Source organism: Rhizobium sp. KNZ2-6A (genome assembly GCF_056755475.1).
In genome coordinates, this window is record NZ_JBNDIC010000091.1 from 1 (window position 1) to 11,723 (window position 11,723).

Below are 11,723 nucleotides of genomic sequence, written 5' to 3' on the forward strand. Positions count from 1 at the left end.
GCGCCGGCGATCGTGGTGTTCTGCTCATCGCCGAAGGTCAGGTTCTTGGCACCGATATTGACCGTGCTGCCCGCCACGGTGGTCAGCGAACCGATGGTCTGGTTATTGGTCGCGCCGCTGATGTCCAGCCCGGTGTTCGCGCCCGTCGCGTTCACCGTGACGTCGCTGTTCACCCCGAGCCTGCCCGCGCCGGCGACGGCGAGCTTGCCGCCAGTGATGGTGGTCGGTCCCGTATAGGTGTTTACCCCGGTCAGCGTGAGGGTTTCGGTGCCAACCTTTTCAAGCGAGCCTTTGGCACCAAAATTTTCACTGATAACACCGCTGAATGTCATGGGTTGCGCCGCGGCAAGCCCACCTACTCTCAGGATCTGATTGACTGGATAACCTGTGTTCGTTTCAAGTGACACGGTACCAGCTCCCGAAAGAGAGCCTAACCACGTCAGGCCGGTGTTGGGCGCTGCGATCGTAGCAGACTGAAAAGTGGCCCTGCTCCCTGCCTCCATCACCACGCTGGAATCTTTGGCATTGCCGCCTGCAGGGAAAAAGAAGCTACCGCCGGTTTTAACCGTGAAAGTATTCGACCCGAGCACATTGCCCCATACGTGCATGCCGGTGCCGGCAGCGACCGTAAAAGACTGGGTGACACCGCTTTGGTTGTTGATCACGTTGTCGCGGAACGAGCCAGCACCTGGAGTGCCAAATTGCAAGACGCCATTCCCTGTTGACGTAATGTTATACGCAGGCGCTCCGCCCACGAACGTAGCCGTCAGTAACCGTATACCCAATGTGTTGTTGGTAAGTTCGGTTGTGCGGCCCGAAGGCAGCGCACCGAAAGTCGCATTATACCCATTAGGCACTGTAACCGGAGTATTCGGATTCCAATTATTTACATTTCCCAGTAGGCCATCACCTCCGTTGCCAGTCCATGTCACCTGGGCCGAGGCGATCGAGGGCACCGCCAATGCTGCCAGGAAGCCGACGGCCACAACATGCAGGCCGCGAAAGAGTGTTCCAGCGGATGTTGCGCCGCCACCTGCTCCGAGCTGCCCCAATCCAAGATTCTTGCGATTGATGCCCAGCACCCGATGCGCCATACGCAGGGCCGCCATGACGCGCCGATTGCGCGAACGCGAAAACGGCCGAGAATTGTCCGTATTGCACAGGTTGCCAAGCATCAACAAGATAGTCCCCCTCAGGATGAACACATTGAGGGCTTTCGGTGCCTTTAGAGTGCCACTCCGACAACTACCATTTGATAGGGGTGCCGTTGCTTCGCGACTGAGTGTCGCCCGGCACGCGCTGAACGCCAGCATTCGTTGCAATCTTGCAACGAAGCGGGCGCGGCGGAGCGAGATAGCTGGCCTGATTACGCTGGTCCATTCGTCGCTGTGATTCGGCGTATCCATGCCCGGGTTTCTGCTGGCCGTGCCTATGAACCGCGGTGGGTTCCGGCTTCTGGATATCGGGGAGCGGCCTTCTGGCTCTTTGGAGCGCGCAACGCGTGGCCGTCCCGAGTTTCAAGCTGCTCGACAAAGCAACGCCTTCTGTATTCCGGTGTTCCTGCTCGATATCTACAGCAACGACACTCAGGCTAACCTTTAGAAGGCAGACCGAAACGAACTTCGCAAAATCCTGACCGCCCTTCCTCAAGTGTGGAGGGAAAGCGTCAGTGAGCAGGTGAAGAAACTTAGGGGTCGAAAATGAGCCAGGCAGTATCACGAATTTTGCAGGGCGCACGGGAGGCTCTTGCTTTTGCCAAGGGCGAGGCCAATCAGGCCGAATATGGTATTCATATCCCGCCACAGGTGGACGTTCGCGCCATCCGTCAGAAAACCGGACTTTCCCAAAAGGCGTTTGCTGCCCGGTACGGATTTTCCTTCGGTCGTGTTCGCGATTGGGAACAGGGCCGGTCCAACATCGATGCCCCATCCCGCATCCTTCTCACCATCATCGAGAAGGAACCGGAAGCCGTTGAACGAGCGCTTTCAGCCGCCTAAACCACAAGAGGAGAAACGCCATGGCCCTTACGCTCAAGGAAAAGGCCCCGGCCATCACCGCCGAGGAAATGGAACGACGCCGCAAAAATGTTCGGCGCGTTACTCGATCCAACGCAATTGAAGGCGCTGCACACGGTCCGGAAATCGAACCGATCTATGAAGCGTACATCGTTCTTCAATATCCTTGCCGCTTTTGCTGAATTTGAGGCGGATCTGGTAAGGACGCGAACGCGCGAAGGCATGGCGTCGCCCGCGCCAAAGGAAAGCTGCGAGGCAAGAAGCCAAAGGTCTCCGACTGCCAACAGAAGGAGCTACGTCGGATGTATGACACAGGGTCTGCTTGAAGCTGCATCGATCCGAAGGGTGAAAATGCCAAAGTCACCGACGCACTCGAGCGCAGTTCGGGCCGGTCCATTTCCTCGATCCATTCGGCGTGGCGGGACAACGGTCCGCCGCCTTCAATCCCCTCGATACGCTCGATCCGACTGGCCTCGACGTCGCCGAAGACGCAAGCACGCTTGCCGACGCCCTCGTCTTTGATGAACCCGGCATGGCAGGGGAAGCGCATTGGAACGAGGAGGCCAAGGCGCTCATTGCCGGGCTGATCCTCGCGATTGCCGTTGGGGAATCTCCGGAGCGCCGACAGCTTGCAACGCTGCGCGAATATCTGACGTTTCCACCAGAACGCTTCGCCACGCTGCTCGCCGTCATGCAGGAGATGGAAGAGGCGGGCGGTCTGATTGCCCGCGCCGCCAATCGACATCTCGGAAAGTCCGATCGGGAGGCGGCCGGCGTGCTTTCGGCTGCCCAACGTCACACCCATTTCCTCGACAGTCCGCGCATGACCGCCGTGCTCGGCCGGTCGGATTTCCGCTTCGCTGATCTTAAGCGCAATAACGCGACGGTGTTCCTGGTCTTACCGCCGGATCGGATTTCCACCTATTCGAGATGGCTGCGGTTGCTGGTCACCCAAAGCCTCACCGACATGGCGCGTGATCCCGCCTACCCTACCCGGCCTATACTCTACCTGCTCGACGAATTTGCTGCTCTCGGCCATCTCGCTCCCGTTGAACGCGCCATGGGTCTGATGGCCGGCTATGGCGTTCAGCTCTGGCCAATCCTCCAGGACATCCATCAGCTGCGCGCCACCTATGGCAAGCGCGCCGTCACCTTCCTGTCGAACGCCGCTGTCCTCCAGGTGTTTGGGGTCAATGATAGCGAGACCGCTGAGCTGATCACCCGTTCGATCGGCAAAACCGACACGCAGTACATCACCCGGTCGTGGAGCGAGGGCAAGAACTCCACATCGGAACACATCTCGGCGCGTGATCTCATCAACGCCGATGAGATCCTGCGCCTGCCGGATGACAAGATGATTGTGCTGAGACAAGGGCAGCGACCGGCATGGGTCAAGAAGTTGCGTTATTATGCCGATGTGGAATTCGACGGGACGTTCGATCCGGCGTGAACGGCCTCCCGCAGGTCGGCGCCCCTTCACGGGCAGGTTCGTAAGAGCTCCTATAAGCCACCCTCACGATGTAAATCGCTCCTCCTAAGCTTCGCGGTGCGCAGCAATCGACCTTATGGGGAACATGTCTTCCCCATAATGGTGAAGGCGTGTGTGATGGCGCCGGCAGAGCCAACGAACTTGCAATGGGTTTTCGTACTGGTCGTGATGGGCGTCGACTGCTTCGATGCCGCAGACCTCGCAGACACCTTTTTCCAGCTGCCCGGTCTTCAAGGCTCTCTGGACCGCCAGATGCGCGTCGTATTTTGCTGGATTTGCCCGACGCCAATCCGCTTGTCGTGTCTCGCTCTCGATCATGATGTTGGTCCGGTCATGTTGTTTCGAGCACACATTGTCGAAGGCAATGCCTGCGGCGGTTTGCAGGACGCGAAGCACTTGCGGTCGATAATCTCCATTTACGCCTCTTGCCGAGCAGCGTGAAGCCTGGGAAAAGCTCGATGAGCGCTTCTTGCAGGAGCAGACAATAACATGTCGTCTCTCTACGGCCCAATCCGAATAGCGTTGCCTTCGGTCGAAGAGACCGCGCATACCAGCGGACCGCGGCGCTATATTACAACGGCAGGCCCAAGACTCTTCACGCCCGGGTCAATGCTACTGACACCACCCGCGCCAATTCAATTTCTAGGCTTAGAAAAGCGGACGCCGGCGCCGCCGCCATTTTCAGGAATAAACACGAGGCCTGCGGCCTCGAACGCTGCGCGTATCGCCTCCAAAGTTGCGGCGTACCCCGGGCGACCAGCTTCGATCCGAGTTACGGTGGCCGCCGTAATGTTAGCCCGGCTTGCCAGATCGCGAACGCCCCACTTCAGAGCAGCCCGCGCCATTCGAATTTGAGCGGCAGTCAACATTATAACCTTGACATAATCTTTGTATGATTCAAACTCTCTGCGATGGTTTTAGACAGCCATGCAGGTTGGTTGCGACAACCTACATGGCCTGACCACAATTCAAGCTTCAGGGAGCTCGGATCATGGCTGATTCTGAGAATAGCAGAACTTTGCTTGCAATTTCGCGTGGAAAAGAAAAACCTGAGCACGGCACGTGCGAAGACCTACCTCCACATATCGACCGCCGGAATCTTCTTTCCGTCGCCGCGCGCCTGCTGACCGCATTGATCGCGGAAACCCCTCAGCGAACGGAGCATGGTCCTACGCCGGTCAGAGAAATGTGGCCTCGCTGGTATGCATGCCACCAGCAGCGCGTGAAGGCCACCCGTCTTAGAGAAAAGCTGGAGAAGCAGTTGCTCGAAGAGGCCGGCGGGCTTCCGGTCGTGGTACTTCCGAATGACGGAACGGAAGGCACCGTCGAAGTTCACTCTTTCGCCGACATCAATCGAACGGCCGCTCAGCTGGATGCCAAACACCTATCTCAGGCACGAGCCGAGCTTCGTGTGCGCCGAAAACGATGGAAGCAAGCAGATCAGCGCTTAGGGTACAGTGCGGCGGTTGCTCTTGAACAGGAACTCGCGGAACGGGCTGGGATATCCGGACGCGTCATGTGGATCACACGGCCCTCCTCGCTGATCGAAGTCACCGCGAAGCTCCATTGCCTGATTGTCATGCACGATGCCAGTCTGAAGCTTGTGAATGCCCCGTGGCCCGAACTACGGAGAATGCTGAAAGATCTCATTCTCATTACGGAAAAGGGCCGGCCGAGACCAGGCAATGGACCTACATATCCCGGCAAGGCAGCAGGGCCACGGGGCATTCTAACCTTGGCGAGCCAATACCAAGACGCTGCCAGGAAGCTTGGCGAGGGCTCTCCCAAGCCCAACAATCTTCCGCCGCGTCTTCTGGCGCTTCATGCGATGGAGCTCTATCTGAATGCATTCCTGCTCGCCAAAGGCGCGGATCTCGCAACGATCCGCGGCTTTCGGCATAATCTCGATGAGCGGACGCGGATAGCGACCGAAGCTGGCCTTGTGCTGCGCAAGCGTACAGTGGCACACCTGGTAATGCTCTCGGCAAGCAACGAGTATCATGTCATCAGGTATGCCCCAGAGCTCCCGTCGAAGCTCTCCCAGATGAACAGAATTATGACAACACTCGACGAGCTCTCGCGCAAGGTGCGAAAGGCGCTGCGGGTGTTGTTGTGATCACGCTTTGACGAGCTCGGCGCAGGCCGCCCCCAGACACGCTAGGACCGAATGGACGATAAATATCATGCCAGTGATATTGGGTACCTCGACTGGGCGTCACCCGCATGGGCTGGGACAGCGTGCGGGCCCCGTGAGCGGCAGCTCACAGCACCGTCCGCCGCGGGAGGCTCGCCCGAACAGTCCTATTCTACAACGCATCACCGTCATGAATCGATTGCGGCCGACTGATTCAAATGTCTCGTTGGACGGGCAATCGGCAATCGGCGATTCTCCCACCATGATCGCGCAGCCTTATCAGCTATACATCGAACGCACGGACGCCACGAAGAACATGGCCCGCTACTATTCCATGTCGATCGAGCCGACGCTGTTTGGAGACGCATGTCTCATCCGTCGGTGGGGACGCATTGGCGCTGGCGGTCAAAGGCTGGTGCATCATTTCAAGTGCGAAGAGGAGGCCGTCGGACTCTTCCTCCAGCTCTTGCGCCAGAAACGGTTGCGTGGCTATCGCCCCAAATCCGTGTCTGACACGATCATCCGACCGATCGAGGGGAAGAAGGACTGCGAATCAAAGCTTAGAGCCTGACACGCCGGTCAATCCCCGCAGACGGCTCACCTGGTAGCAGAACGCACCCTTGGCAGGGAGGATTGGCGTCCCGCAGCAGCTCGATGACCTCGTCGACGCGCACGGTCGAGACGGCATGCCGCCATGGCATCCTTGGGCGAACTGAGCAGACAACCACCTCCTCGTGTGGCATAGATGGCTTGTGCGGCCGCAAAAGCAGGTTTGCGGCGCCGTAAGAAGGCTATGGTCAATTGGAAGCTGTGGAAATCCCTGCTTTTCGAATTTCCATGCGGCATCGCGTCGATGACAGCAGTTCATTCCGCTGTCAGGGTTTCCGCATCAACAATGATGCGGAGACATAGGATGACCACCACGAACGAAATCGCCGACAAGATCGCGGGTGAACACAGCCTGACGAAGGCACAAGGAAAGGCAATCGTCGAAGCGGTGATCGCCTCGATCACTCAAGCCGCGATTGCCGGCAATGAAACGTCGCTGCCTGGATTTGGCAAGTTCAAGGTGAAGGCAACGCCGGAGCGCGAAGCGCGCAATCCGGCGACCGGCGCGACCATTAAAGTCGCGGCGGCCAAGAAGCTAGCGTTTACGCCGGCCAAGGCACTTAAGGACGCATTGAACAAATAACGCGGTTTAAGGACGCGAACACTCGGTCCCCGGGGACCAGGTGTTCGTTTTTCCACGCTCGATATTTTGCCTGGCGCGCGTGATCGTCGGGCGCTGTCGAAGCTTCGTCAGACCAACCATTCCCGGCCCCTCTCTCCCTCTCCTATCGTCACCGAGACGGACGACCGCCTACCGACCGACAGCCTGAAGTGCGGGCTCGAGCGGCTGACGGCTCCCCAAATTCATTCCGCTCAGCTCCAATCAACAAATGATTGACTTCCAATTATCATGCTTGATAGTTCCAATTTTCAGGAAATCGGAACGCGCATGTACAAACGATTTGTGGAACGCCGGGCAGACGAAGCCCTTTCGGATACGCCAGTGGTTCTGATCGTCGGGCCACGCCGCGCGGGCAAGACCACGCTGGTGCGGAAGATGGAGGGGGCGGGCCGCAGCTACATCACGCTCGACGACCAGACGGTCCTTAGCTCCGCAAAGTCTGATCCTGCCGGCTTCATCCGCGGACTTGACCGGGCGATCATCGACGAAATCCAGCGCGCGCCCGAGCTGTTACTGGCCATCAAAAAGACGGTGGACGAGGACTATCGTCCCGGCCGGTTCTTGCTCACGGGTTCCGCCAATGTGCTGACATTGCCCCGTGTCGCCGACAGCCTGGCCGGCCGCATGGAAACCATTCGAATGTTGCCGCTCGCCCGCGCAGAAGTCGAAGGCACGACCTCGACATTTTTGGACCGCCTGTTCGAAGGAAAACTGCACAGCGACCGGAACGGGATCGTCGCAGATGATCTCTTGAGGCTCGTCCTTCTCGGCGGGTTTCCGGAGGCGATTGCCAGAGAAAGCGAACGGCGGCGCCAGGATTGGGCGCGATCCTATCTGACATCGGTTCTGACGCGCGACCTGCGGGACATCGCCGTTGTCGAAAAGCTGACAGAGCTCCCGAAGTTCGTGCGTTTGCTTGCCGAGCATTCCGGGCAATTGGTCAACTATTCGCAGTTCGGATCGAGCATCAACGTCAGCCACAAGACGGGACAACGATATGTCGGCCTGCTCGAACAGGTATTCCTGATCACCACCGTGCAGCCCTGGTACACCAATGCGTTGAAGCGGATCGCCAAAACCCCGAAACTGCATTTTGTCGATTCCGGCGTGCTCGCTGCCGCCCGAGGGCTGACCTTTGACCGGGTGAAGACGGATCGCAGCGCATTTGGCGCGCTCTTGGAGAGCTTCGTATTCTCCGAGATCCTGAAACTCGTGACAGGGTCGGACTTGCGGCTTACCCCGTATCACTTCCGCGATCAGCAGATGCGAGAGGTCGATGTCGTGCTCGAGCGCGACGATGGGACAATCGTCGGGATCGAAGTGAAAGCGAGTGCCACCGTCAAGGCCAGCGACTTTGGAGGATTGAAGACCTTGGCGGAAGCGTGCGGAAAAAAGTTCGCGTATGGCATCGTCCTTTATGACAACACCGATGTCGTTCCCTTCGGCGAACGGCTTGCCGCTGCTCCGCTTTCCTGTTTGTGGCGGTGATGACCTGTTCAAGGGATGGCGAGTTCCCCACCCCAGGTTCCACTGCCGGCGCGCATCGGCCGGCTACAAGGTAAGCGGTTACCCGGTTCTATATTGCTTCCGACACCACCAACTTTATTGGGATAGCGTATTACGTTGTAACGGATTTGTTTATCGTTTGCTCGTAACAATAACTCATGAGCAAGAAAGTCATATCATTCCGCCTATCAGAGGAAGAGCTTGAAAAGCTCGATGAGGCTTGCAAACGGCTGAATCAAAACCGTTCGGAAACGGTGGTTTCTGCTATCGATATCATACTTCGGGACTATATCCCGGAGGGCGGGACGCTCACGAAACGCACGCCGTGGATGCTTGATTCCTTGAAAGGAGACGACCTTGCGTAGTGCCCGTTTGACACGTCTTGCTTTGGAGTACCTTCATGATGAATGAGCCGAGCGATCGGGTGCTGTTAGAAATCGGCAGGTTCAAAGCTGGCATTTTTGGTCGATTTGCCATCACAGTGGTCACTATCGCCGTATTCCTGGTGTCAATCGGCGTTGTATTCCATGCCTAATCACACACTGATCTGTGGAGGCGATCGCTCCGGCGACGCAGCCAAAAGGATACGATGACATGGGTGCGGATGAAGAAGCTGGCTGACGACTGGCTCCCAAAACCGCTCATCCGTCATCCTCGGCCCGGCGATCGGTTCGCCGCCAAACACCGGAAGTAGGAGCCGTATGCGGGAATTCCGCACGTACGGATCTGTGCGGGGGGCGCTCAGTGATGGGCGTCCCTACCGCGTTCACTTCGCGAACCGGAGATCCGGGCCGCTGCGCTCCCTGTTCGAGAGTCAGGATTTCTGCACCACAGGGTACTTTCTGGACAGAAAGTACCATCCCAAATTGACCCCAAGACCGGCGAGAAGGATGAGGCCGAGGCCGACGCCTTGCATTGCTGTGATTGAACGGCCAAACACGAAAAAGTCTGACAGCAAAGCAGCAGCAGGATTCAGGAACGCGGCGGCAGCAATGCCCGCGATCGGCACCTTGGGATATGCCGAGTACAGCAGAACATAGACGATGCCGGTATGAATGACCCCAAGGCCGACTAGCCAGCCCCACATGCCAACGCTACCGCCTTCAAGGGAACCCATATTGAGGAATGGCAAGAAGGCGGCGCATCCGATCAAGCAATGAACCGCACTTAGAACATCGGGCGTCAGGCCCTTGACCGCGCGTGTCGTCAGGGTTGTCGCGGCATAGAAAAGCGAAGCAATAAGCGCAAGTCCAACCCCGGTTAGCCAATTTTGATCGGTCTGAATGTCCCCGAGCTTCGGCAGGATGGTCAGGACAAGCCCCAGGAACGCAAGGCAAATCCACCCGATCTTGTGCCGGGATAGCGTCTCGCCAAGGAGCAGACTGCCGGCGAGTACGATCCAGAAGGGTTGAAGATGGTAGACGATCGTAGCGAACCCGATGGAAGTTCTGTGGAACGCCTCGAACAGCGCGAGCCAGTTCAGTACGAGGCACAGGCCGCTCAGGAGAACGAGCGGCCACGTCTTACGGTCGATCTCGAAGAAGCTTTTCCATTGACCTCGTAACGATACCCATCCGATGAGCGCAAGGGCACCAAGCAGGCAGCGGAAAAACACGACGTTGAAAGTTGGCTGGCCAGACAGGACCGAAAAAAGCCCTGCCGTCCCTGAAACGGCCATGCCGATAGAAAGCATTATTGTTGATTGGATACGCCCAGTCTTCGATTCCATCAGCCCCCCACGGTCGCATAACTCCCCGAAACCCGCGACGGTCGCACAATAGGGATTTTCGCGACGGGTTGCACGCGATAGATTCCGGGCGTCCGAAAGTGATGGTTTTGTCACTGTCTGACGAGTTCCGGCGGCGATCATGTTCTCCTTCGCCGGTAGGTGCGGGATTGTCGATCTGGCAAGGCATCGTGAATTCGAAACCGCGCCTTACCTATTTGAAAAATTTGTAATAGCCCAGAAGTCTTCATCACTGTTACGCACCCAATAGCGATGCGATACTGGAACCATGTGCTCAAAATCGCCTTCAGCACCCCACCAACCATCGAGAACGGCCGTTTCATAAGATCGACCACGCACCATATGCATGAATATCTGACGATCGTAGTTCACGTAGAACTTAGGTAGCTTCGAAGACAGCCGCATCCGAAGCTGAACCAGTTCTTCCCGCATCGGCACGTTGAAAGAAAGCTCCGCTTCCATCTCTTTGGACAGGACGGCATATTGACCTCTGTCCTCTAAGAAAAATTCCTTCCGCAACAAATCTGTAGTGACAACTTTGGCAGTTTTACCATCCTGATAACGGGGAAACAGATCAGGCGTGAGCGTCGGAATGCCATTACGATACCTATGAATAATTTCGACTCGGTACGTCTCCACGGATTTTCCGGCAGGAAGATAGCACATCAAATTATTATCTTGGCACAACGCTTCAATATTCTTCAAGTAATCAAGATTGAAATGCTCATCCCAGTCAACAACCCAGATATACGCTCTGCTTGACAGCCTGCGTGACCAACTCGGAGATCGCCATATCGATCTTCGACGGGTCGCAGGTGCCGGTATTGACACAATAGCCGCGTTCAACGGCATATTGCGCGGCATTGGAGGCGATGAGTTGTGCTTCCTTGATATGAAGCTGACGATTGAACGTTTCCGCGTCCAGCGCGGTTGCAGCTCCCGCTTCGCCGCCGACAATGCTTCCAACCACGACAGCGGCCCATTGGCCGAGCGCATTGCGCTCTTCCTGCGTCATATTGGGATTGTCCATCAGGGCTTTATTGATCACGGCCCCGATGAGTTCCTGCGCGCCACCCGCAAGTGCACCTCTGCCGGCATCGCCGCCAGCAAGCGTAGCCGTCAACGCGCCGACCGCGGCATGCATAGCCACTTTCTCGGCGCTGCCTTCGGCAAAGCCAAGCCGCGAGGATATTTCACCGACGGCCATGTTCATGAGTTCGGAGAACGCCGCCGCGCTTTCCTGCTTGGCTTTCAGGCGGTCGATATCGTATTTCTCAACCTGCGCATTGGCCTTCGAGAGATCGGCATTCAGACCGGAGAGGTCCTGCGCCTGATTTGCCAGCGTGAGTTTGCCGGGCGTGAGCGTCGCCTTCGCCACGCCGCGATCCTCCTCCTTGGCCGGCTGGCCGACATAAGGAACGGGCAAGCCGGAAGGTGTCAGGCCAACGCCGACATTGGAAGAGGATGCCGTTGACTGGTTTTCGATGTCCGAATAATACCATCCGTCATTGATCAGAAGCCTTTTGCCCATTGCCGTCGGGCAATTGACATGATCTTCCATGGCCGCTCCTGCAGTGTTCGCCAGGCGTAGCAGCAGTGGT

General features: G+C 57.4%; 14 protein-coding genes and 1 pseudogene. 9 read left to right on the forward strand and 6 right to left on the reverse strand.

The features are described 5' to 3' along the window. The coding region (locus ACPYOP_RS31880) for an autotransporter-associated beta strand repeat-containing protein (protein WP_481414222.1) at positions 1-1,175 on the reverse strand (1,175 nt) is incomplete at its 3' end. A gap of 525 nt (positions 1,176-1,700) precedes the next feature. On the opposite strand from ACPYOP_RS31880, the gene ACPYOP_RS31885 reads away from it, so the two are divergent. From ACPYOP_RS31885 to ACPYOP_RS31895, 3 genes and pseudogenes are all read left to right on the forward strand, one after another. Beyond that, positions 1,701-1,997, forward strand: coding sequence for a helix-turn-helix domain-containing protein (locus ACPYOP_RS31885; RefSeq protein WP_481414213.1), 297 nt, complete (start codon positions 1,701-1,703; stop codon positions 1,995-1,997). Positions 1,998-2,017: 20 nt separating this feature from the next. Next, the gene (locus ACPYOP_RS31890) at positions 2,018-2,197 is read left to right on the forward strand and encodes a hypothetical protein (RefSeq protein ID WP_481414214.1); all 180 of its coding nucleotides are present in this window, start codon (positions 2,018-2,020) and stop codon (positions 2,195-2,197) included. A gap of 147 nt (positions 2,198-2,344) precedes the next feature. Then, positions 2,345-3,465, forward strand: a pseudogene (locus tag ACPYOP_RS31895) (type IV secretory system conjugative DNA transfer family protein); the annotation flags it as partial. Positions 3,466-3,549: 84 nt separating this feature from the next. Here the strand turns inward: ACPYOP_RS31895 and ACPYOP_RS31900 are convergent. Together ACPYOP_RS31900 and ACPYOP_RS31905 are read right to left on the reverse strand one after the other, a co-directional pair. Further along, the gene (locus ACPYOP_RS31900) at positions 3,550-3,822 is read right to left on the reverse strand and encodes a hypothetical protein (protein ID WP_481414223.1); all 273 of its coding nucleotides are present in this window, start codon (positions 3,820-3,822) and stop codon (positions 3,550-3,552) included. Positions 3,823-4,139: 317 nt separating this feature from the next. After that, positions 4,140-4,373 (reverse strand): helix-turn-helix domain-containing protein, encoded by a 234-nt coding sequence (locus tag ACPYOP_RS31905; protein ID WP_481414215.1) that lies wholly within the window; start codon positions 4,371-4,373, stop codon positions 4,140-4,142. A gap of 122 nt (positions 4,374-4,495) precedes the next feature. On the opposite strand from ACPYOP_RS31905, the gene ACPYOP_RS31910 reads away from it, so the two are divergent. From ACPYOP_RS31910 to ACPYOP_RS31935, 6 genes are all read left to right on the forward strand, one after another. Continuing rightward, the gene (locus tag ACPYOP_RS31910) at positions 4,496-5,620 is read left to right on the forward strand and encodes a hypothetical protein (RefSeq protein ID WP_481414216.1); all 1,125 of its coding nucleotides are present in this window, start codon (positions 4,496-4,498) and stop codon (positions 5,618-5,620) included. 208 nt (positions 5,621-5,828) lie between these two features. Then, positions 5,829-6,209, forward strand: a complete 381-nt coding sequence (locus ACPYOP_RS31915) for a WGR domain-containing protein (protein ID WP_481414224.1) — start codon at positions 5,829-5,831, stop codon at positions 6,207-6,209. 342 nt (positions 6,210-6,551) lie between these two features. After that, entirely contained in the window at positions 6,552-6,830 is a 279-nt protein-coding gene (locus ACPYOP_RS31920) for an HU family DNA-binding protein (protein WP_112401277.1), read from the forward strand. Positions 6,831-7,136: 306 nt separating this feature from the next. Then, on the forward strand, positions 7,137-8,357 hold the full coding sequence (locus tag ACPYOP_RS31925; protein ID WP_112339471.1) for an ATP-binding protein: 1,221 nt from the start codon (positions 7,137-7,139) through the stop codon (positions 8,355-8,357). 176 nt (positions 8,358-8,533) lie between these two features. Beyond that, positions 8,534-8,740, forward strand: a complete 207-nt coding sequence (locus ACPYOP_RS31930; protein WP_481414217.1) for a ribbon-helix-helix domain-containing protein — start codon at positions 8,534-8,536, stop codon at positions 8,738-8,740. A gap of 35 nt (positions 8,741-8,775) precedes the next feature. Beyond that, the gene (locus ACPYOP_RS31935; RefSeq protein ID WP_481414218.1) at positions 8,776-8,910 is read left to right on the forward strand and encodes a hypothetical protein; all 135 of its coding nucleotides are present in this window, start codon (positions 8,776-8,778) and stop codon (positions 8,908-8,910) included. Between the two features lie 279 nt (positions 8,911-9,189). On the opposite strand, the gene ACPYOP_RS31940 is transcribed toward ACPYOP_RS31935, so the two are convergent. The 3 genes from ACPYOP_RS31940 to ACPYOP_RS31950 all read right to left on the reverse strand — a co-directional run. Then, positions 9,190-10,104 (reverse strand): DMT family transporter, encoded by a 915-nt coding sequence (locus ACPYOP_RS31940; RefSeq protein ID WP_481414219.1) that lies wholly within the window; start codon positions 10,102-10,104, stop codon positions 9,190-9,192. Positions 10,105-10,311: 207 nt separating this feature from the next. Beyond that, positions 10,312-10,827, reverse strand: coding sequence for a hypothetical protein (locus ACPYOP_RS31945; RefSeq protein ID WP_481414220.1), 516 nt, complete (start codon positions 10,825-10,827; stop codon positions 10,312-10,314). A gap of 28 nt (positions 10,828-10,855) precedes the next feature. Beyond that, a partial coding sequence (locus tag ACPYOP_RS31950; RefSeq protein WP_481414221.1) for a hypothetical protein occupies positions 10,856-11,723 on the reverse strand: 868 nt, incomplete at its 5' end.

Bases quoted from the DNA above. Each gene is read 5' to 3' on its own strand.
- ACPYOP_RS31885 (WP_481414213.1), top strand. From the start codon at position 1,701: ATGAGCCAGGCAGTATCACGAATTTTGCAGGGCGCACGGGAGGCTCTT.
- ACPYOP_RS31890 (WP_481414214.1), top strand. From the start codon at position 2,018: ATGGCCCTTACGCTCAAGGAAAAGGCCCCGGCCATCACCGCCGAGGAA.
- ACPYOP_RS31900 (WP_481414223.1), bottom strand. From the start codon at position 3,822: ATGATCGAGAGCGAGACACGACAAGCGGATTGGCGTCGGGCAAATCCA.
- ACPYOP_RS31905 (WP_481414215.1), bottom strand. From the start codon at position 4,373: ATGTTGACTGCCGCTCAAATTCGAATGGCGCGGGCTGCTCTGAAGTGG.
- ACPYOP_RS31910 (WP_481414216.1), top strand. From the start codon at position 4,496: ATGGCTGATTCTGAGAATAGCAGAACTTTGCTTGCAATTTCGCGTGGA.
- ACPYOP_RS31915 (WP_481414224.1), top strand. From the start codon at position 5,829: ATGAATCGATTGCGGCCGACTGATTCAAATGTCTCGTTGGACGGGCAA.
- ACPYOP_RS31920 (WP_112401277.1), top strand. From the start codon at position 6,552: ATGACCACCACGAACGAAATCGCCGACAAGATCGCGGGTGAACACAGC.
- ACPYOP_RS31925 (WP_112339471.1), top strand. From the start codon at position 7,137: ATGTACAAACGATTTGTGGAACGCCGGGCAGACGAAGCCCTTTCGGAT.
- ACPYOP_RS31930 (WP_481414217.1), top strand. From the start codon at position 8,534: ATGAGCAAGAAAGTCATATCATTCCGCCTATCAGAGGAAGAGCTTGAA.
- ACPYOP_RS31935 (WP_481414218.1), top strand. From the start codon at position 8,776: ATGATGAATGAGCCGAGCGATCGGGTGCTGTTAGAAATCGGCAGGTTC.
- ACPYOP_RS31940 (WP_481414219.1), bottom strand. From the start codon at position 10,104: ATGGAATCGAAGACTGGGCGTATCCAATCAACAATAATGCTTTCTATC.